The organism is Methanomassiliicoccus luminyensis B10 (assembly GCF_000308215.1).
Taxonomy (GTDB): domain Archaea; phylum Thermoplasmatota; class Thermoplasmata; order Methanomassiliicoccales; family Methanomassiliicoccaceae; genus Methanomassiliicoccus; species Methanomassiliicoccus luminyensis.
Window position 1 is genome coordinate 587,387 of record NZ_CAJE01000012.1, and the last position, 17,995, is coordinate 605,381.

Sequence of the window (17,995 nt, forward strand, 5' to 3'; positions counted from 1 at the left end):
TTTCGCATCAGTGGTCCTGGAAGTGCACCATGGTGCCGTGCTTCTCCTCGATGTTCACGAGCTTTACTCGCGCGCCGGGGAGGCTCATCTCCTTTTCCGCCAGGGGGTCCACGATCTCCCGGACCTGGCCCTTGGTGAGCCCGTAGAGGAGGACATTGATGACCAGGTCGGCCTGGGCGATGCCATCCTGCAGCTCCCCCCGCGACGCCGGCCTGCCCTGGGGCTCCAGGACACTGGTGGCCCTGAACCCCTTGTCGGGGGTGTCCACCACGCCCTTGATATGGCCGATGAGGATGGCCCCCGCGTCGCCGCAGGCCCGGGCGATCTTGGAGAGCAGCTCTTCCACCTTCGCTCCCAGCTCACGTCCGCCCACGGGCGGGTCGAACCACATCTCCACCTTCAGGGCGTAAGCCGAGAAGTCAGGAGTGATCATGCTCCCACCATGGCTTCGACCACCTTGTCGATGTTGGTGCCCCCGGTGGCGGAGGTCGGGATGATGGGGCGGTCGGCATTGATCTCCCTCAGCTCTGCCTCCATGCCCTTGAGCGCGTCGGCGCTGACGGCGTCGGCCTTGTTGATGAGGATGACATCGGCCGCCTTAAGCTGGGCGGTCAGGGGGCGGTTCAGCGCTTTCATGATGGCATGGAAGCGGACCGCGTCGACGGCCACGATCGTCCTGATGCTGCGGGGCGGCGTGCCGGGGTAATGCTTCATGCAGTCGATGATGGCCTGGGGGTCGGCGACCCCGGTGGGCTCGATGACCACCAGGTCCGGGTTGAAGCCTTTCTCCACGTCCCGGACCGTGGTGAGGAGGTCGGGGCCCAGGGTGCAGCAAATGCAGCCCGATGCCAGTTCCTGCACTTGCAGGCCGTATTTGGTCATGATCTTGCCGTCGATGCCCACTGTGCCGAAATCATTGACGATGACCACGACCTTCTTGCCGTGGTCCTCCACGATCTTGCCTATGGTCGAGAGGACCAGCGTGGTCTTGCCAGACCCCAGGAAACCCGCCACGATGACCAAGTCCATCCAGAAACACCTGCGATGGGTTCGGATTCTCCCTGGCGTATTTATAATTCGTCATTTTTCGATTTGCGGTCAAGGACCGAACGTTCTCACGTCAAAAGAAGCCGCCAGCGGCTATTGCATTTCGTCGATCTCTTCATCGGTGATGCCCAGGAAATGGCGCTCCAAGGACTCGTGCTCCTGGGCGATCCTCTTGTTGCGGCAGCGTGCGCATTCCACCCTCTTGCCCAGGTCGGCCTTCCTCTTAACCACCTCGACGTCGAGGTCGGTGAGAGCGCCACAGATGCACAATGCCTTGTTCTTTGGATATGGACCAAACATAATCTTCCCCTTCGCATATGCTTGATCCCATCGGATGCTGTGAGAGACCCCCACCACGGTTCCCACGAACCCGCCGGTCCCTCCAAAGATCCTATGAGAGATTCATAGCATTCGCTGATCGATCGATTGTTCTCTGCTCCCTCCAAACGTCTCCGCCGGCGACCCAGAAAACCGAAGGATGAGCCTCGGCGACCCGGGAACCGCCCACAGACCATATGTATCATCTTTCTGACTTAAATATTTCCGTAGTGAGCTACATTCTCAGACTCATTATCCAGAACATACTGGATGAGGGCCAGACGAATTAATATTCCATGCCTTTTTATTATTTGAAAAACCCGCGCGTTGGACGGCGAGGGCTGCCCGAGAACGTCTTCCGTCGGCCAGCTCGAACTAGGTCCGGGGGTGTTCCGGGAGGCATTCACACGCTGGGGTCTTTGGAACGTGTCGGGAAGACCTCCACGTCGACGTCGATCCCCTGCCTCACGCTCTGCGTGACTATGCAGAAGTCCTCGAAGACCTCCCGGCACCGCTGGAACTTGGCATCGTTCTCCACCTCGGGGAACATCTTGACGGCGATGTGCGTGATCCGCAGCCGGCCCCGCTCATTCCGGGACAGGGTGGTGAACACCTCGGCACATATATTGGGCACCTCTCCCCTGGACCGTTCCATGCAGTAGACCAGGGAGGCGCACATGCAGTTGCCCACCGCCGCCGCCAAGAGCTTGCCGGCGTTGGGATACTCTCCCTTCCCCAGGGGCTCCGGCTCGTCCATGAATATGTCGCCCTCCTTGTCGGAGTGGAAGGAGATGCGGAACTTGTACCGCTCCTCGCGGCAGACCTTGACCTTGAACTCTCCCGGCTCCATCTCAGTTCAGCTCCAGCTGTTCCAGCTGCCTGAGGACGTCCGAGCGTATGTCCTTTGGCTCCTTCCCCTTGGAGGTCCTCTTGCCGCCCTCCATGAGCTTGACGGACGCGGTCCTCATCTCCTTACCGCAGCACCGGCACACCGGGACCTCGTCCTGATCGGCCGATACCTCGTAGTTGAAGCAGTCAGGGCACTTGAACAGGAACTTTCGGCCGCCGAACTTGCCGCGCTTGGCCACCGGCGCGCCGTCCTTCTCCACGATATCGAGAGCGAAGTCCACGGTGGGCGCGCTGGATATGCTGGTCCCGACGCCGAAGCCATCGGCCCCGGCCTCCACCAGTTCGGGAAGGGTCTTGTCGTCCAGCCCCCCGGACAGCAGGATCTTGACCTTGTGGTAGCCGCGGAGATCAAGCTCCCAGCGGACCTCCCGCACCAGATCGGGGAACGAACCCCGCCGGGAGCCGGGGGTGTCCAACCTCACCCCGGCCAGGTCCCTGATCGTTTCCGCCGCCAATATGGCATCGGCCTTCTCGTCGGAATAGGTATCGACCAGCGCTATCCTCGGCACAGAGGGCTCGGTGAACTCGTCGAACGCGCGGAACGCCTCCTGGGACGAGCCGAGCATGACGATGAGGGCGTGGGGCATGGTGCCGTCCGGCTCCTTCCCTATGAGCTCGGCGCCCATCAGCGAGGAGACGCCGTCGCAGCCGCCGATGTAGGACGAACGGTCCAACATGGGGCTGATGGCCGGATGCGTCCTCCTGACCCCGAACGCCATCATCGGCCGGTCCTTGGCGGCCTTGCGGCACCGCGCCGCCATGGTGGCGACGCCGGTGGAGTGGCACATGAACCCCAGCATGGGGGTCTCCATCACGCAGTATTCAGAATAGGGGCCTTCGATGTTGAGCACCGGGAGCTTGATCCCGCTCTGGGTGCGGCACGGGAACACCGTGCCCTCCGGCAGGCCCCATATGTCCACATTCTTCCCCTCCAAGAGGCGCAGGGCCTCCTCCAGGCCGCAGAACACCCCCCACTTCCAGTCGCGGGGGAACTTGGCCAGGGTCATCTCGGCCAGCGCCTCCGCCCCCAGCATGTCTTTGGCCTTCAGGACCTCCATGGTGCGGATGAAATAAATGTCGGTCGTCCTGCCCTGGACAATGTCCTCGTCGGTGGCGGTGAAGAAGCGCTTCAAAGTGATCCCCGGATAATGTTTGTTAAGATGCCGCCACAACGCCCTGGAGTGATAAATCATTTTCCCACGGATGCTGTCTGGACGTCCTTCATGCGAATGGATAAAAATAGGAAGGGGGGCGGACACGCCCGTTTCAGCTCAGCGCCTTGAAGGCCGAGGTGCCCGCGTATTGGGCCTTGGGGCCGAGCTCCTCCTCGATGCGCAGGAGCCGGTTGTACTTGGCGGTCCTCTCCGCTCTTGCCGGCGCCCCGGTCTTGATCTGACCGCAGCCCAGGGCCACCGCGATGTCGGCGATGGAAGTGTCCTCGGACTCGCCGGAGCGGTGGCTCACCATGACCGCGTACCCGGCGCTCTTGGCGAGGGCCGCGGCGTCCATGGCCTCAGATACGGTCCCGATCTGGTTGACCTTTAGGAGCAGGGCGTTCCCGGCCCCCATGTCGATGCCCTTCTGGAGCCTTTCCATATTGGTGACGAAGATGTCGTCGCCCACCAGCTGCAGCCGGGAGCCCATCTTCCGGGTCATCTCGGCCATGGTAGAGTAGTCATCCTCGAACACGGGGTCCTCCAGGCTGATTATCGGATAATCGTTCACCAGCCCGGCATAGAGGTCCACCAGCTCCCCGGGGCCGAGGTCCTTGCCGTCCACCGAATACACTCCCTCCTTATAGAACTCGGAGGCCGCCGCGTCGACGGCCAGATAGACATCCTTGCCCGGTTCGTAGCCGGCCGCCTCGATGGCCTTGAGGATCACGTCCAGCGCCTGCCTGGTGGTGTCCAGCGGGGGGGCGAAGCCGCCCTCGTCGCCGATGTTCACCGCTCCCACGCCATAAGTGCCCTTCAAGATCCCCTTGAGGGACTGGTACACCTCAGAGCCGGTGCGCAGGGCCTCCGCGAAGGCCTTTGCCCCGGCCGGCGCGATCATGAACTCCTGGATCTTCAGGTTGCTTCCGGCGTGCTTCCCCCCATTGAGGATGTTCATCATGGGCACCGGCAGAACGTGGCTCCCCGCCACCAGGTGCTCGTGCAGCTCCTTGCCGGTGACGGCCGCGCCGGCCTTGGCCGCGGCCAGGGACACCGCTACAGTAGCGTTCGCCCCCAGCCTCCCCTTGTTCGGCGTGCCGTCGAGCGCGATCATGGCCTTGTCGACGGCCCTGAGGTCCGTCACGTCCATCCCCTTGAGCTGGGGGGCGATGAGGGTGCGAACGTTCTCCACAGCCTTCTGCACGCCCTTACCGCTGTACCTCTTGCCTCCGTCGCGCAGCTCCAGGGCCTCGTGGGACCCCGTGGACGCCCCGGAAGGCGCGATGGCCGGCACCACCAGCTTGTCGACGGCGATCTCCGCCTCGACGGTAGGGTTGCCCCTGGAATCCAAAACCTCTCTGGCCCATACACGGGTGATCTTTGACGATGACATTTTAGCTCGACTCTCCTCGATGATCCCAAGTATATTATGGAGTGGATAATACAGGACCCCTTTTATGTCCTTTCTTCGAGGGATGAGAAAAATGATCAGCGAGTGACCTTGACCGCGGCGGGGACCTCCCCCTCCACGATCTCCATGTTGCGCTCCAGCAACGCCATCTCCCTAAGGTCCAGTGCGCGGGGGTCCACCGATACGATGAGCCGGGACTTGTACTCCATCACTACCTCAGTGATGCGGTGGATCATCTTCAGCACCTTGTCGAAGCTGTTGTTGACGATGAGGAACTCCACGCCGTCGATGAGGACGACGCTGTCGTCGGACTTCTCGATGAAGCGGATGACCGTGTCGCCCAGGATCCCGATGTTGGCGGGGTTCACGTAAACCTTGCCCAGCTGGTTGCTGAGCCAGATTATCGGGGTCTCCTCCAGCCCCCACTCCTGGCGCACCACCGCAGGGAACTGTCGGGTTATGCACAGCCCCTGGATGTTATGAGTGACCTGGTCCACGAAGATCTCGAAGGACTTGGTGGCCTTCTGCTCCTTGACCACATAGCTGAGCCCGCGCCGGAGCTCGTACTTCTTGGCGGACTTCCTGGCCTTCTCCATACCCTCCGGGGCGGAGGCCTTCTTCTTGGTCAGGAAATGGAATATGCCGGATGGTTCCTTGATCTCAGGGACCTCCTGCACCGGCGGCCTCTCATCCAGTGCTGTCCTCAACCGATCGGACAGCTCCTTGTTGTTGAACGGCTTGCGGATATAGCCGGAAACGACGTCCTGCAGGCCGAAGATGTCCGTCCCCACATCGGTGGTGGCGGTGAGCATCATGACCTTGGTGGAAACTGTTACGCCCTCCTCCTTCAGCTTGCGGAGGACGCTCCACCCGTCCATGTCCGGCATGTTAATGTCAAGAAGAATCAGATCGGGTCGCTCGCTGTCGGTCTTCTCCAGGGCTTCCTTACCCCCTGACGCGGTCAGCGGGACGAAGCCTGCTCCGGAGACGAGCTCCGAGACTATGTCCTGTATAGCCGGATTGTCGTCGACGATGAGCACCTTCTTGATAAGTCCCGCCTCCCCAGATAACCAAGCTCATCGAAGCGAGAAACTATGCTAAAAACCTATCCCCATGATTATTATCTATGCGATGAAGATAGTTTGTGGAAACGACGAAGCGGGGGCGGAGCCCCCAATTGAAAATAGGAAGGAGGTTTAAGCCTTTCTGCTTTCCTTCGCCTTCTGGCGGAGGCCGTCGTAGCCACAGCGGCGGCAACGGGTGGCCCTGGGGGCGTTCCGCGCGTCGCACTTCATGCAGATCTTCTTGTTAAGAAGCCTCTCGTCAGCTTCCTTGAAACGTGCCATATGAGTCCTCTGCCGTGATGAATATGATAGTCATATAAATAAATTGGGTAGGACTGGCCCCACTCAGTCTGCACTGTCCGCGCGGTTCTCGCCGACAAGGGCCAGATATGCCAGCAGGGACTCCAGCTGAATGCGTTCGTTCGACCCTTCCACTATGCGGAACTCTATCTCCCCGGTGCGGTCGACCAGGCGGACCTTTTCGTAGTCCGGGATGTCGAGCTCGAACACGGTGCGGTGGATCTGCTTCAGGATGTCCTCGCCGGAGAGCCCATATGATATCATGATATCGTCCAGGCGGTTCCGCGCTGCGATGAACTCGCCTGACAGCGCGACCTCCAGGAGCTGCTTTACCTCCTCCGGCCTGGCCATGCCGGTGGTGTGATAGACCAGCTCAACGGTGATTTTCTCGCCCAGCGACGCCGCCACCTGCAGCGAGTTCACGGCCTTTCTCATGTCCCCCTGAGAGACATGGACGAGGGCATCTAGCGCATCATCCTCAATGGACAGCATCTCCGCCGCTGCAATCTGGCCGAGGTTCTTCTTGATGTCCTCCGGTCTGAGGGGGCGGAAACGGAACACCGCGCATCTGGACTGTATCGGCTCGATAATGCGTGATGAAAAGTTACAGCTCAGGATGAACCTGCATGTCCTACTGTACCGCTCCATTGTCCGCCTTAGGGCGGCCTGGGCGTCGGAGGTGAGGGCATCCGCCTCATCCAGGAAGATGATCTTGAAATCAGCCCCCCCTATGGGGGCGGTGCGAGCGAACTCCTTGATCTTCCCGCGCACCACGTCGATGCCCCTCTCATCGGAGGCGTTGAGCTCGTTGAAGTTGCCCTTCCAGGAATCGGCGTACAGTTCCCTCGCCAGGGCTATGGCTGAGGTGGTCTTCCCGGTCCCGGCGGGGCCGGCGAACATGAGATGAGGAAGGTTCTTGGCCGTCACGTACGACTGCAAACGGTCCACGATGTCCTTCTGGCCCACCACGTCCTTGAGGCTCCGGGGGCGATACTTCTCGATCCAAATCTCGTTCATGCGCGTCCGGGCCGTCCTAAGGGTATAGTGCGAGTTAAAGGTTTTGACCACCATGCTGAATGGGTGCAGCGTCGCCCCGTGCTCGACAGGAGCCAGCACCTTCGGGCGCTGCTCGGTAAATTATTAGTACGTTGCATGGGCAACCACGTCCGTCCAAGTCATCTTGGAAGGAGCTGAGCTAACAATGGTCACCTGCCCAAATTGCCGTGCCGAGGTGGAAACCGGAGCCAGGTTCTGCGGGACCTGCGGATGCAACCTGGAACAGGCGCAGCGCGCGGAGCGGCGTGCCGAACCGGTCCGGGCCCAAGAGCAGCCCTGCGAGCCTGCCCGGGAACAGCGGCAGTACGTTCCGCCTCCCGCGCACACCCACGCTCAATACGAACAGCCTGAGCGGCCTCGAGAGCCGCCCAGAGCTGCCCAGACGCAGTATCGGCCCTCGCAGCCGCCGCAACAGCAACAGCCTCAATATCAGCAGTATCAGCAACCGCAGGCCCAGTACTCGCAGTATGATCAGTACCAGCAGCAGCGCCCGCAGTACCCGTCATATTACGGTCCCCATATGAAGAGCGCGGGAGCGGCCGCGGTCCTCGCGTTCATCCTGGGATTGTTCGGCATTATGGGCATCGGACACATGTACGTCGGCAAGCTCACCAGAGGATTCATCATACTGGCGGCCGGGATAATCCTCATCGCGGTGATCGCAGTGACCATCGTACTGGGGGTCGCCGCCCCGATATTATGGGCCGTCACCCTGATCTGCGGCATAGCGCTGATCCTCCTGCTCATATGGCAGACCTATGACGCATACAGGCTTGCGAACGAATACAATAGCAGCATCCACCGGTCCGGGCGCCCAGCGTGGTGACCCGGACCGTCACTGGAGGCAAACCCCCACCAAACCTCAATAGCATAATTTTATGAAGGCGTCCGGTAATGGTGCTCCCAGTGATGGATCCAAATGTTCTGTCCACAATGTGGTAAAAGCGTCCCGGAAGGGAGCAGGTTCTGCGAGCATTGTGGAGCGGCGGCTCCGGCACCGTCAGCGCGATATTCTGCACAGGTGCCGCCGGGCCAATATCAGGCTCCCCCGCCCCAGTACCAGGCGCCGCCTTACTACGGACCTCAGCCGTACGGGTATGCTGGTGCTCTGCCGATGAAGAGCGCGGGCATCGCTGCCATCCTGGCGGTCCTCATCCCCGGGCTGGGCCACATATATCTGGGTAAGATCACCGAGGGGATCGTCTACCTCGTCCTGGGTGTCATCATATTAGGCATGGGAGGCGCCGTAGCAGTGTTCCTCGGAGTGGCGACCGGAGGCGTTGGTTATCTGATCGGCCTCGGGATCATCGCCGTACTGTACCTGGCGTTCTGGGCGTGGCAGATCTACGACGCCTACAACAAGAGCAACCAGTACAACGCCTCGCTCCAGGGGAGCGGACGGGCACCCTGGTGAGCGGCCCATTATGCTGATCTTAGCATGAGGAGCGAGATACCCTTATCTAGCAACATGCTTATGGAACCCCCCAGAGAGGTTACTAATGACCTGCCCTAATTGTGGAAGTGAGGTCCCCGCCGAGGCGAAGTTCTGCGAGCACTGCGGAGCTGCTGCCCCGTCCGGGAACCAGCAATATGCTCAGGCGCCGGGCCAGTATCAGGCCCCTCCGTCTCAATACCAGGCCCCCCCACAGCTTATGGGCAGCCTCAGTATGGCGCGCCCCAGGGAGGGCCAATGTACGCTCCCATGCCCATGAAGAGCACCGGAATCGCTGCAGTCCTGGCGGTGCTGGTACCAGGGTTGGGCCACATATATCTGGGCAAGATAACCGAGGGGATAGTATTCCTCGTCCTCGGTGTGATCCTTGGAGTCATCGGGTTGCTGACCCTGTTCCTGATCTTCCTGCCGATCGTCTTCTGGATATGGCAGATCTACGACGCCTACAACAAGAGCAACCAATACAACGCCTCGATCCAGCAGACCGGGCGCGCTCCCTGGTAAAATCCCTTTCAGAATCCCTTTTCATTTTCCTTTTCCCCGATGTCCCCTGAAGGGCCTTCCGCAGAGTTCCATATTACATTTTGACAATCGTTATTTACATCCTGCATCATGCGGAGCCCTGAATGTCGCTCCTCGACCCCGGCCTGCTGGACCTGAACGGATTGTTCTACGCAGCTACGCTGCTGTTCTTCGTCTACGATCCGTTCGCCAGCCTGCCGGTGTTCATGGCCCTGACCAAGGGGTACGATGAGGCGACCACGCGCAGGAGCGCCAACCGCGCCATCCTGGTGTCGGGGGTGCTCCTGCTCATATTCGTCCTGATAGGGCAGCAGCTGCTGTCGGCCTTCGGCATCACCATCGACGGGTTCCGGGTGGCCGGCGGCCTGGTGCTCCTGCTCATGTCCATGGAGATCATATTCGGTCTGAACCTCATCCGCTCCAGCGACCAGAACGTGGCCTGGGTCATCATCGCCACGCCCATACTCACGGGCCCGGGGGTCATTACCACGGCCATCATACTGACCGTGCAGTATGGCGCCATCACCGTGCTGCTGGCGGCGAGCTTTTCCCTGATCATAACCTGGTTCCTGCTGAGGAACGCTTACCAAGTGGTGAAGCGCGTCGGCACGCAGGTCATCGACATCTTCTCCAAGGTGGTCGGCCTGCTCATCGCCGCCATGGCCATCGAATACATGTTCAGGGGGGCGAGCCAGTGGTTCGCATTGTACGGAGCCCAGTCTATCCTGGTGGCGATGGGGCTGTCCTGAACGACGTTACCAAAGGTTTATGACCGGCCTCCCTTCTTGGCGAGATATGGCTCGGTGCAGCAAGTGCGGTCAGGACGCGGTCACCTACATCCGCTACAACGGCAGCCATCTATGCGCCGAGCACTTCAAGGAATATGTGGAGCGGAGGGTCAAGAAAGAACTGCGGGACCAGGTGGACCTCAAAGATACCAAGAGGATCGCCGTGGCCATTTCCGGGGGCAAGGACAGCCTCGCCGCGCTGCTGCTGGTCCACGACGTCCTCGCCGAGCGGCGGGACGTGGAGATCTCCGCCATCACGGTCGACGAGGGCATCGCGGGGTACCGTCCCGAAGCGTTGGAGAAGGCCCAGAGGCTCTGCCGCGAGATCGATGTGCCGCACCACACCATATCCTTCGAGAACGAGCTGGACCTCACCATGGACGAGGTTTCCGGGCTGCTCGGCGAGCGGACCCCCTGCGCGTACTGCGGGGTGTTCCGCCGGAGGTGCATGAACAAGGTAGCCCGGGACATCGGGGCGGACGTCCTGGCCACCGGGCACAACCTCGACGACATGGCCCAGGCCGTGCTTATGAACTTCACCAGAGGGGACGTGGAACGGCTGGCGAGGCTGGGACCTCACGTCAAGGTACAGCCTGGGCTGGTGCCCCGCATACATCCTTTGCGGCAGGTGCCTGAGAAGGAAGCGTATCTCTACGCCATGCTGAGGGGGATCGACTTCTCCGACGCGGTGTGCCCCTATTGGGAAGCGGCCCTGCGCAACGAGTACCGGGACATCATCGATTCCATGGAAGCACGGTCCCCCGGCACCAAGTTCTCCATCCTGGCCAGCTACGACGCCATAAGGCCGCTGCTGAGGGAGAAGTACCCGCAGTCAAATCTGGCACTGTGCTCATGCGGAGAGCCGTCCCCGAGCGGCCGGTGCATGGCCTGCGCCTTGCTCGACGAGATAAAGAAAAGGAAAGGGTAAGGAGTTTGAAGGGGGAGCTCAGACCAGCTCCTTGTACCGGTAGGCCTCTTCGCCCTCGTTCAGGCAATATCGGACCTTGGTGAACTCCTTCTTTAGCTCCCACGCGTCCTTCTTGACGACCTGGGGGTCCTCCTTCTTCACCACTACGCGGTAGATGAGCCGGGCGACCTCTTCCATCTCGCCCTTCTCCATCCCCAGGCGGGTAAGCTCCTGCGTGCCCAGTCGTATGCCGGAAGGCTTGACCGCGCTGGTGTCGCCGGGGAGCATGTTCTTGTTGACGATGATGTTGGCCTTCTCCAGGTCCAGGGCGACCTGGGGGCCGCCGCCGTTCTTGGCCACGCTGACCGCCAAGGTGTGCGACTCGGTGAAGCCGAGGTGAGAGGCTTGTACGTCCAGGCCCATCTCGTACAGCGCGCTGCCGAGGGCTTTGGCGTTCTTGATGACCTGGCCGGCATACTGCTTGCCATAGATCTCGTACTCGGCCATGGTGACGGCGAGGGCGGCCATGGCGTGAAGGTGGTGCGAGGACGTGACGCCGGGGAAGGCGGCCTTGGCCAACTTTGCCTGGACATCGTCGCTGACCTTGTCGGCGATGATTATGCCGTGGTTGGGGCCGGGGAAGGTCTTGTGAGTGGAAGCGCTGATAACGTGCACGCCCTCCCTCAGGGGATCCTGGAACTTGCCGCCGGCGATGAGGCCGAGCACGTGGGCGGCATCATACCACACCACGGAGCCAGCCTCCTGCAGGGCGTCCTGGATCTCCTTGATGGGAGTGGGGAACAAGAACACCGACAGGCCGAACTGGGCGACCTTGGGCCTCTCCTTCTTCAGGAACTTCCTGGTGGCGTCGACGTCCAGGTTCCAGTTCTTATAATCCCATGGATAGTGAACGGGGTTGAGGCCCCTGAGGCCGACCGCGCCGAAGGGGGCGGTGGAGATGTGCGCGCCGGAAGCGAGCTCGGGGGTGGCGATCTTGTCGCCAGGCTGGGACAGCGCGAACAGGACCGCGATGTTGGCGACGGTGCCGGAGATCGGGCGGACGTCCACGAACTGGGCCTTGAAGATCTTCCGGGCGAGCTCGAGGCACTTCAGTTCCACCTTGTCCACGTAGATGTTGCCCTGGTAGTATCTCTTGCCGGGAAGACCCTCAGCGTATCTATCATGGAAGTCCGAAATCATCATCTCTTTCGCCAGGGGGCTCATGAGGTTCTCGGAGGCGATCATGGGGAGGCTCTCCTCGAACCACTTGGTGTGGGCCTTTACCTGGTCCCTAATCCAGTAAGCATCTTCCTTCATGAAAGTTACCGACGTGTCATACTGAAGCCTCTAAAAATAAATGTTGGTCGATTCTCCCCAGAGATAACATTGGTTAGGATGATGGGGCGCTTCTGCTGACAGGAGGGCACTCGGCGCTCAGCCCAGCCGCTTCTTCAGCTCGGTGATCGATGGTACTGGCATGGGGTCCACGCCCTGCACCATCGCCAGATAGTAGCTGACGAAGTCGCCGATAACGACGCCACGCATGACGTTCTCAAGGGGCGACGCCCCCTCCAGCTCCACAATGAGGGGTTGGCGACCGAAGTCCGCGAACATGCCGATGGTGGTGCTCATGATGTCGGCCATCATCCCGCTGTCGGTGGACGCGCGAAGGAACACCGGAGTTACGGCATCAGGCGCGCCGTCTAGCCAGCCCACGATCTGGTTGTGGTCCGCCTCCGGCAGCTCCCCCTGTAAGCACAACATCTTGGAGTTCTCGTTGATCTGGGTCTGCCACCGCTTCGCCGCCGCCCTCACCGAACGGGACGAGTATACTGCGGGGATCTTGCCTTCCAGGTCCCTAGCGACCTGCTTTGCCACATTGCGCTCGGTAGGCACCGAGGGCACCAGCTCGCCGACGAGCCTGTCCAGGGACGCTACCATGCCCGAGAGCTCCGTCGCCACTGGGGTTACGCCAGCGGACTCCAGCACCTTGGCCGATGCGCCAAGCAGATAGCCCAGAGCTGCACGGGGCTGAAGTCCGGAGGGCACTTCCACGGTCCGCTCGCCACACTCCTGGCAGGTCTGGAGCAGGGAGCCCCCCGACGTGATGGCCACCAGCAGGGAGTTCCTCTTGCGGGCCTGCTCATACATGGCCATTGTCTCCTTGGTGTTGCCGGAGTATGATATCAGGAGGGTCAGGGTCTTGTCGTCCACCCATCGGGGGAGCTGCACGTCGCGTACCACCGCGGACGGGAACAGGGACGAGCGGTCCAATTGATCGCTCAAGATGTCCCCGCTCATGGCCGAGCCACCCAGCCCGCATATGCAAACGTTGTCCACCCGCGCCTCTCCCATGTCGACCTTCGTCGCGATGGAAGCTTTCAGCTGCTGGGGGAGATCGGCAATCTGACGCAGCATGCCCGAGCTGTCAGCCCTGGTGATGGCGTCAGCATCGTCCAACATGACGAACATAACGCTCATAATAGCGCCTGGACCTAATTAAAACATTCCTAATGAATCACCTGCTGGCTATCACGGCCAGTGCAGTATCGGGACATCTCCTGAACATTACTAAAAACATAGTAGCTACAGAATGAATGATATACGAAGGGAGGCATGGCCTCTGAGGGTCAGAACATGGACAAACTATCGAAGGCCTTCTCTGACCTCAGGGAGGGCAAGTTCGTACTGATATTCGATTCGGACAGCAGGGAAGCAGAGACCGACATGGTGATCGCCTCCGAGTTCGTGACACCGGAGAGCGTGCGTGCCATGCGCAAGGAGGCGGGCGGCCTCATCTGCACCTCCTCCCCCAGCGACATGTGGAAGAAGCTGGACCTGCCATTCCTCGCGGAGCTTTTCGCCGAGTCCTACGCCAAGCACCCGGTGCTGCGGAAGCTGGCCCCCAACGACCTGCCGTACGACACCAAGTCCGCTTTCTCCCTCACCATCAACCACCGGAAGACCTTTACCGGGATCCCGGACCGGGACCGCGCCCTGACCATCTCGGAGTTCGCTAAGCTGGGGAAGCGCATCCCGGACATGGACCCGGAAGCGGCCAAGGACGCGTTCGGCGCGGACTTCAGGGCCCCAGGGCATGTGTTCCTGCTCAATTCCCAGCCCGGGGTGCTCAACGACCGCAAGGGCCACACCGAACTTTCCACCGCCCTGCTCAAGATGGCAGGGATGTTCCCGTCGGCCACCATGTGCGAGATGATGGGCGATGACGGGAAGGCCCTGCGCAAAGAGAAAGCTCAAGAGCACGCCAAGAGATATGGCCTGGCCTACCTCGAGGGCGCCGAGATCGTCGACGCCTGGAAGGCGAGCGAGTGGTCCAGATGACCAGGGTAATGGCCAGCGGAGTGTTCGACATACTGCATACAGGTCACGTGCATTATCTGAGCGAAGCCAAGAAGCTCGGCGACGAGCTCGTGGTGGTGGTCGCTACTGACAACACGGTGCGAAGGAACAAGCACGAGCCCATCACCCCGGAGAAGATGCGCCTGGAACTGGTGGAATCGCTGAAGCCGGTCGACCGCGCGGTCCTGGGGCGGGAAGGGGACATGTACGGCGTGGTCAAGGAGATCAGGCCTGACATCATCGCCCTGGGCTACGACCAGGCCTTTGACAGGAGCATGCTGGAGGAGGAGCTGGCCAAAAGGGGCATGGACATCGAGGTGGTCCGCCTGGGCAAGTTCGAGGACGACCTCAACGGCACCCGCAAGATCATCAGGAAGATCATCGATTGGCACACCGCCAACATGGCCAAGGAGGAGGGGAAGTGAAGCTCATCGGCATCGCCGATACCACCTTCGCCAGGGTGGACATGGGCGGTGCGGCCATAGAGGAGCTCAAGACCATGGGCACCGGATTCAAGGTGTTGCGCTACACCGTGCCGGGCATCAAGGACCTCCCGGTGGCCTCCAAGAAGCTCATCGAGGAGGAGGGCTGCAACATCGTCATGGCGCTGGGGATGCCGGGGCCGCAGGACAAGGACAAGCAGTGCGCCCACCAGGCCTCCATCGGCCTGATCCAGGCGCAGCTCATGACCAATCACCACATTATCGAGGTCTTCGTCCACGAGGACGAGGCCCCCGACGCCAAGACCCTGGACTGGCTGGCCAAGCAGCGGGCCCGGGAGCACGCGCGGAACGCCTATAACCTGCTCTTCAGGAAGGAGCAGCTGGCCAGGAACGCCGGCAAAGGCCTGCGCCAGGGATACGAGGACGCTGGACCGATCAGGGAGTGAATAACATGAAGAGATACAACATAGGGATCGTGGTATCCGAGTTCAACTTCGACATCACATCGATGATGTTGGAAAGGGCGAAGGCTCATGCGGCCTTCCTGGACGTGAACGTGAGCAAAGTGATCTACGTGCCGGGGGTCTACGATATACCCCTGGGCGTGAAGAAGCTGGTCGAGGACAAGGACATCGACGGCGTGGTGACCCTCGGCGCGGTCATCGAGGGGGAGACGGAGCATGACCAGATAGTGATACAGCACGCCGCCCGGAAGATCATCGACCTCTCGCTGCAGTACGACAAGCCGGTGAGCCTGGGCATCTCCGGGCCGGGGATGACGAGGCTGCAGGCCGAGGAGCGCATCGAGAAGGGCCGCGACGCGCTGGAAGCCTGCGTGAAGCTGCTCAAGAACCTCGGCTGATACGCCGGGGCCAAACCGCTTCCCCATTTCCCGTTTTATCTGTCCGTGCCTCCATCGGAAGCCTTCTCCTCATAAAACTAACTTATACGAGAGAGTTCCAACTTCATCCCGAGGCAAGAGCATGGCCCGAAGTGACAGAACGATAGTGGTGACCGGGGCCACCGGGCACCAAGGAAGCACCGCGGTGAGACATCTCCTGGAAGCGGGGTTCGACGTCAGGGGTATCTCCAGGAACCCCCAGGGCCCCCGGGCCCAGGCGCTCGAGGGGCTGGGGGCGGAGATCGTGAGAGGCGATCTCGATGATCCCCGGGCCATCCGCAGGGACCTGGAGGGTGCCTACGGGGTGTTCTGCGTCCTTACCTGGATGGAGGAGGGGCCCGCCGTCGAGGCCAAGCAGGGCAAGATGGTCTCGGATGCCGCCAAGGACGCCGGGGTCGAGCACTTTGTCTACAGCTCGGTGGGCGGAGCAGAGAGGAATACGGGGATACCTCACTTCGAGAGCAAGTGGCAGACGGAGTGGCACATTCGGGATATAGGATTACCCTGGAGCGTCATCAGGCCGGTCTCCTTCATGGAGAACTATAACGCGCCGCAGAACGTCCAGGCCATCATGTCGGGGGAGCTGATAAACACCCTGGACCTCGATAAGGAACTGCAGATGATCGCCACCGAGGACATCGGCTTCTTCGCGGCCATCATCTTCGACAACAAGAACGATTGGCTGGGGAAGGCTATCGAAGTGGCCGGGGACTCGCTTACGATGCCGCAGGTGGCCGAGGTGCTCTCACGGGAGATAAAGCGGCCGGTGGAATACTACCAGCAGGAGCTGGAGGGGCTGGACATCAGCGACGACGGGTACAGGATGCTCAGCTGGATGAACGAGAGCGGGTACAACGCCGACATCGCCGCCCTCAGGAAGCTCCACCCCGGCCTGATGACCTTCGAGCAATGGCTCCAGAACGGCTACTGGAGAGGTAGCAGGGTAAAGGAAAGGGTGCCGGCCTGAGCCGCTCTCAGGCCACCTTGTTCATGTAGTCCTCGATGGAGTCGAACGCCTTGCCCAGCGTCTCTATCGGCGGCAGGAACACCGCGCGGAAGTGCATCTTGCCATAGGTCTCGTCGAACCCGGAGCCCGGCGTCAGGAGCACATGGCAGTTGTTCAGCACGTCCAGGACAAAGTCCCAGTCGCGGTCCCAATGCTTGGACTCGATCTTGGGGAAGATGTAGAAGGCGGCCTGGGGCTTGGTGGTGCTCAACCCGGGTATGTCGTTGATGCGCTTGACGATATAGTCCCGGCGCTCCCGGAGCTTCCTGGTGGTGTCCCCGAGGTGGTCCTTGGGGCCCTTGAGGGCCTCGATGACCGCCATCTGGCAGGGGTTGTTGGCGCTGATGCGCAGCCTCAGCTGGCGCATCATGCCCTCCTTGATCTCGTCCAGCTTTCCCTGGGGGTCCCGGAACACCGTGTACCCGAGGCGCCAGCCAGGCAGAAGGTCGGCCTTGGAGAACCCATTGCACAGGATCACCGGCACGTCCTTAGACAGTGAAGCGGGCGAATGGTGGACGCCGTCGAGGGTCATCAGATCGTAGATCTCGTCGGATATGATGAACAGGTCATGCTCCCCGGCCAGGTCGGTAATCTCCTTCAGCGCCTTGTCCGAGTACAGCGACCCGGTGGGATTGTTGGGGTTAATGACCACGATGTACTTGGTGCGATCGGTGATCTTCTTCCTCATGTCGTCGATGTCAGGCTGCCAGTTGTTAGCCTCATCGGCCTTGTAGGCGATGGGGGTCCCGCCGAAGAACTTGGTGAACTCGGTGTAAGTTGGATATCCCGGCCCGGGTACCAGCACTTGGTCGCCGGGGTCCACCACCGCGGCGGTGATGGTCTGGATGGCTTCCGTGACCCCGTTGGTGATGACACAGTCCTCTATGCCCACATCGATCCCGTTCTTCTGCTTCTCCTTCTCCAGGATGGCACGGCGAAGCTCGACGTAGCCCTCGGACTCGGCGTACCCGTTGTCATTGACCTCGACGGCGCGGCACAGGGCATCGCGCACGTGCTTGGGGGTCTCGAAATCGAACTTGTTCGGATCGCCGATATGCAGCTTTATGATCTCGGCACCTTTCTTCTCCAGCTCCCTCGCCGGCAGAAGGATGTCTCGTATGGCGTATGTCACACCCATCGAGCGCTTCGTCGCCTTCATTATTAAAACCGCTCCCCTGATTATTTCCCCCCTATTTAGATTGCGCTGGAAAGGTTTGAACGCTCCAGTGGTGCCCCGGAGCACAAGGAGCGCCGCCCAGTGGGCGAAAAAAGTGCTCGTTCGTCCAACGGCTGGCCCCCTAAGCGTACGGACGAGCATCCATGCGAAGGATGCGCATATGGAACGACATGACCACG

General features: G+C 61.0%; 23 protein-coding genes and 1 pseudogene. 12 read left to right on the plus strand and 12 right to left on the minus strand.

Annotation, left to right across the window (positions count from 1 at the left end; translation table 11 throughout):
- Positions 1–7: 7 nt before the first annotated feature.
- The 9 genes from WYS_RS05860 to WYS_RS05900 form a co-directional block, all read right to left on the minus strand.
- Positions 8–433 carry a hypothetical protein gene (locus WYS_RS05860; protein WP_019177236.1) on the minus strand — a complete coding sequence of 142 codons (426 nt, stop codon included), beginning with the start codon at positions 431–433 and terminating at the stop codon, positions 8–10.
- On the minus strand, positions 430–1,029 hold the full coding sequence (locus WYS_RS14535; protein WP_019177237.1) for a GTP-binding protein: 600 nt from the start codon (positions 1,027–1,029) through the stop codon (positions 430–432). Before WYS_RS14535 ends, WYS_RS05860 begins: the two co-directional genes overlap by 4 nt.
- A gap of 111 nt (positions 1,030–1,140) precedes the next feature.
- Positions 1,141–1,347, minus strand: a complete 207-nt coding sequence (locus tag WYS_RS15970; protein WP_147654459.1) for a hypothetical protein — start codon at positions 1,345–1,347, stop codon at positions 1,141–1,143.
- A gap of 421 nt (positions 1,348–1,768) precedes the next feature.
- Positions 1,769–2,215: an OsmC family protein gene (locus tag WYS_RS05875; RefSeq protein WP_019177239.1), complete on the minus strand. Its 447-nt coding sequence runs from the start codon at positions 2,213–2,215 to the stop codon at positions 1,769–1,771.
- Between the two features lies 1 nt (position 2,216).
- Positions 2,217–3,407 carry a nicotinate phosphoribosyltransferase gene (locus tag WYS_RS05880; RefSeq protein WP_019177240.1) on the minus strand — a complete coding sequence of 397 codons (1,191 nt, stop codon included), beginning with the start codon at positions 3,405–3,407 and terminating at the stop codon, positions 2,217–2,219.
- A 133-nt stretch (positions 3,408–3,540) separates the two neighbouring features.
- Positions 3,541–4,821 carry a phosphopyruvate hydratase gene (gene eno, locus WYS_RS05885; protein WP_049796259.1) on the minus strand — a complete coding sequence of 427 codons (1,281 nt, stop codon included), beginning with the start codon at positions 4,819–4,821 and terminating at the stop codon, positions 3,541–3,543.
- 95 nt (positions 4,822–4,916) lie between these two features.
- Positions 4,917–5,879: a DUF835 domain-containing protein gene (locus tag WYS_RS14540; RefSeq protein ID WP_019177242.1), complete on the minus strand. Its 963-nt coding sequence runs from the start codon at positions 5,877–5,879 to the stop codon at positions 4,917–4,919.
- A 156-nt stretch (positions 5,880–6,035) separates the two neighbouring features.
- Positions 6,036–6,185, minus strand: a complete 150-nt coding sequence (locus WYS_RS05895) for a 50S ribosomal protein L40e (RefSeq protein WP_019177243.1) — start codon at positions 6,183–6,185, stop codon at positions 6,036–6,038.
- 63 nt (positions 6,186–6,248) lie between these two features.
- Positions 6,249–7,220, minus strand: a complete 972-nt coding sequence (locus tag WYS_RS05900; RefSeq protein ID WP_019177244.1) for a replication factor C small subunit — start codon at positions 7,218–7,220, stop codon at positions 6,249–6,251.
- Between the two features lie 559 nt (positions 7,221–7,779).
- On the opposite strand from WYS_RS05900, the gene WYS_RS05910 reads away from it, so the two are divergent.
- The 7 genes and pseudogenes from WYS_RS05910 (at position 7,780) to WYS_RS05930 (ending at position 10,950) form a co-directional block, all read left to right on the plus strand.
- The gene (locus tag WYS_RS05910; protein ID WP_019177246.1) at positions 7,780–8,085 is read left to right on the plus strand and encodes a hypothetical protein; all 306 of its coding nucleotides are present in this window, start codon (positions 7,780–7,782) and stop codon (positions 8,083–8,085) included.
- Positions 8,086–8,178: 93 nt separating this feature from the next.
- Positions 8,179–8,241: pseudogene (locus WYS_RS16620) on the plus strand (zinc-ribbon domain-containing protein); the annotation flags it as partial.
- A gap of 132 nt (positions 8,242–8,373) precedes the next feature.
- Positions 8,374–8,673, plus strand: coding sequence for a hypothetical protein (locus WYS_RS16445; RefSeq protein WP_019177247.1), 300 nt, complete (start codon positions 8,374–8,376; stop codon positions 8,671–8,673).
- Between the two features lie 85 nt (positions 8,674–8,758).
- Positions 8,759–8,971 carry a zinc-ribbon domain-containing protein gene (locus tag WYS_RS16625; RefSeq protein WP_081579858.1) on the plus strand — a complete coding sequence of 71 codons (213 nt, stop codon included), beginning with the start codon at positions 8,759–8,761 and terminating at the stop codon, positions 8,969–8,971.
- Positions 8,950–9,216 (plus strand): DUF6677 family protein, encoded by a 267-nt coding sequence (locus WYS_RS14550; RefSeq protein WP_019177248.1) that lies wholly within the window; start codon positions 8,950–8,952, stop codon positions 9,214–9,216. The genes WYS_RS16625 and WYS_RS14550 overlap by 22 nt, the downstream gene beginning before the upstream one ends.
- Positions 9,217–9,338: 122 nt before the next feature.
- Positions 9,339–9,983 (plus strand): MarC family protein, encoded by a 645-nt coding sequence (locus WYS_RS05925; protein ID WP_019177249.1) that lies wholly within the window; start codon positions 9,339–9,341, stop codon positions 9,981–9,983.
- A 46-nt stretch (positions 9,984–10,029) separates the two neighbouring features.
- The gene (locus tag WYS_RS05930) at positions 10,030–10,950 is read left to right on the plus strand and encodes a TIGR00269 family protein (protein ID WP_019177250.1); all 921 of its coding nucleotides are present in this window, start codon (positions 10,030–10,032) and stop codon (positions 10,948–10,950) included.
- Between the two features lie 18 nt (positions 10,951–10,968).
- Here the strand turns inward: WYS_RS05930 and WYS_RS05935 are convergent, their stop codons facing one another.
- Together WYS_RS05935 and WYS_RS05940 are read right to left on the minus strand one after the other, a co-directional pair.
- Positions 10,969–12,246, minus strand: coding sequence for a serine hydroxymethyltransferase (locus WYS_RS05935; RefSeq protein ID WP_019177251.1), 1,278 nt, complete (start codon positions 12,244–12,246; stop codon positions 10,969–10,971).
- Positions 12,247–12,363: 117 nt separating this feature from the next.
- Complete coding sequence (locus tag WYS_RS05940; RefSeq protein WP_019177252.1) at positions 12,364–13,401, minus strand: bifunctional phosphoglucose/phosphomannose isomerase; 1,038 nt, start codon at positions 13,399–13,401, stop codon at positions 12,364–12,366.
- 165 nt (positions 13,402–13,566) lie between these two features.
- On the opposite strand from WYS_RS05940, the gene ribB reads away from it, so the two are divergent.
- The 5 genes from ribB (at position 13,567) to WYS_RS05965 (ending at position 16,600) form a co-directional block, all read left to right on the plus strand.
- Positions 13,567–14,271, plus strand: coding sequence for a 3,4-dihydroxy-2-butanone-4-phosphate synthase (ribB, locus tag WYS_RS05945; RefSeq protein WP_026068855.1), 705 nt, complete (start codon positions 13,567–13,569; stop codon positions 14,269–14,271).
- Complete coding sequence (locus tag WYS_RS05950; protein ID WP_019177254.1) at positions 14,268–14,714, plus strand: adenylyltransferase/cytidyltransferase family protein; 447 nt, start codon at positions 14,268–14,270, stop codon at positions 14,712–14,714. The genes ribB and WYS_RS05950 overlap by 4 nt, the downstream gene beginning before the upstream one ends.
- Entirely contained in the window at positions 14,711–15,178 is a 468-nt protein-coding gene (gene ribC / locus WYS_RS05955; protein WP_019177255.1) for a riboflavin synthase, read from the plus strand. Before WYS_RS05950 ends, ribC begins: the two co-directional genes overlap by 4 nt.
- Before the next feature lie 5 nt (positions 15,179–15,183).
- Positions 15,184–15,594, plus strand: a complete 411-nt coding sequence (ribH, locus tag WYS_RS05960; protein ID WP_019177256.1) for a 6,7-dimethyl-8-ribityllumazine synthase — start codon at positions 15,184–15,186, stop codon at positions 15,592–15,594.
- A gap of 121 nt (positions 15,595–15,715) precedes the next feature.
- On the plus strand, positions 15,716–16,600 hold the full coding sequence (locus WYS_RS05965) for an NmrA/HSCARG family protein (protein WP_019177257.1): 885 nt from the start codon (positions 15,716–15,718) through the stop codon (positions 16,598–16,600).
- Between the two features lie 7 nt (positions 16,601–16,607).
- Here WYS_RS05965 and WYS_RS05970 read toward each other — a convergent pair whose 3' ends face one another.
- Complete coding sequence (locus WYS_RS05970) at positions 16,608–17,798, minus strand: aminotransferase class I/II-fold pyridoxal phosphate-dependent enzyme (protein ID WP_019177258.1); 1,191 nt, start codon at positions 17,796–17,798, stop codon at positions 16,608–16,610.
- Between the last annotated feature and the right edge of the window lie 197 nt (positions 17,799–17,995).

Bases quoted from the DNA above. Each gene is read 5' to 3' on its own strand.
- WYS_RS05860 (WP_019177236.1), bottom strand. From the start codon at position 433: ATGATCACTCCTGACTTCTCGGCTTACGCCCTGAAGGTGGAGATGTGG.
- WYS_RS14535 (WP_019177237.1), bottom strand. From the start codon at position 1,029: ATGGACTTGGTCATCGTGGCGGGTTTCCTGGGGTCTGGCAAGACCACG.
- WYS_RS15970 (WP_147654459.1), bottom strand. From the start codon at position 1,347: ATGTTTGGTCCATATCCAAAGAACAAGGCATTGTGCATCTGTGGCGCT.
- WYS_RS05875 (WP_019177239.1), bottom strand. From the start codon at position 2,215: ATGGAGCCGGGAGAGTTCAAGGTCAAGGTCTGCCGCGAGGAGCGGTAC.
- eno (WP_049796259.1), bottom strand. From the start codon at position 4,821: ATGTCATCGTCAAAGATCACCCGTGTATGGGCCAGAGAGGTTTTGGAT.
- WYS_RS05895 (WP_019177243.1), bottom strand. From the start codon at position 6,185: ATGGCACGTTTCAAGGAAGCTGACGAGAGGCTTCTTAACAAGAAGATC.
- WYS_RS05900 (WP_019177244.1), bottom strand. From the start codon at position 7,220: ATGAACGAGATTTGGATCGAGAAGTATCGCCCCCGGAGCCTCAAGGAC.
- WYS_RS05910 (WP_019177246.1), top strand. From the start codon at position 7,780: ATGAAGAGCGCGGGAGCGGCCGCGGTCCTCGCGTTCATCCTGGGATTG.
- WYS_RS16445 (WP_019177247.1), top strand. From the start codon at position 8,374: ATGAAGAGCGCGGGCATCGCTGCCATCCTGGCGGTCCTCATCCCCGGG.
- WYS_RS16625 (WP_081579858.1), top strand. From the start codon at position 8,759: ATGACCTGCCCTAATTGTGGAAGTGAGGTCCCCGCCGAGGCGAAGTTC.
- WYS_RS14550 (WP_019177248.1), top strand. From the start codon at position 8,950: ATGTACGCTCCCATGCCCATGAAGAGCACCGGAATCGCTGCAGTCCTG.
- WYS_RS05925 (WP_019177249.1), top strand. From the start codon at position 9,339: ATGTCGCTCCTCGACCCCGGCCTGCTGGACCTGAACGGATTGTTCTAC.
- WYS_RS05930 (WP_019177250.1), top strand. From the start codon at position 10,030: ATGGCTCGGTGCAGCAAGTGCGGTCAGGACGCGGTCACCTACATCCGC.
- WYS_RS05935 (WP_019177251.1), bottom strand. From the start codon at position 12,246: ATGAAGGAAGATGCTTACTGGATTAGGGACCAGGTAAAGGCCCACACC.
- WYS_RS05940 (WP_019177252.1), bottom strand. From the start codon at position 13,401: ATGTTCGTCATGTTGGACGATGCTGACGCCATCACCAGGGCTGACAGC.
- ribB (WP_026068855.1), top strand. From the start codon at position 13,567: ATGGACAAACTATCGAAGGCCTTCTCTGACCTCAGGGAGGGCAAGTTC.
- WYS_RS05950 (WP_019177254.1), top strand. From the start codon at position 14,268: ATGACCAGGGTAATGGCCAGCGGAGTGTTCGACATACTGCATACAGGT.
- ribH (WP_019177256.1), top strand. From the start codon at position 15,184: ATGAAGAGATACAACATAGGGATCGTGGTATCCGAGTTCAACTTCGAC.
- WYS_RS05965 (WP_019177257.1), top strand. From the start codon at position 15,716: ATGGCCCGAAGTGACAGAACGATAGTGGTGACCGGGGCCACCGGGCAC.
- WYS_RS05970 (WP_019177258.1), bottom strand. From the start codon at position 17,798: ATGAAGGCGACGAAGCGCTCGATGGGTGTGACATACGCCATACGAGAC.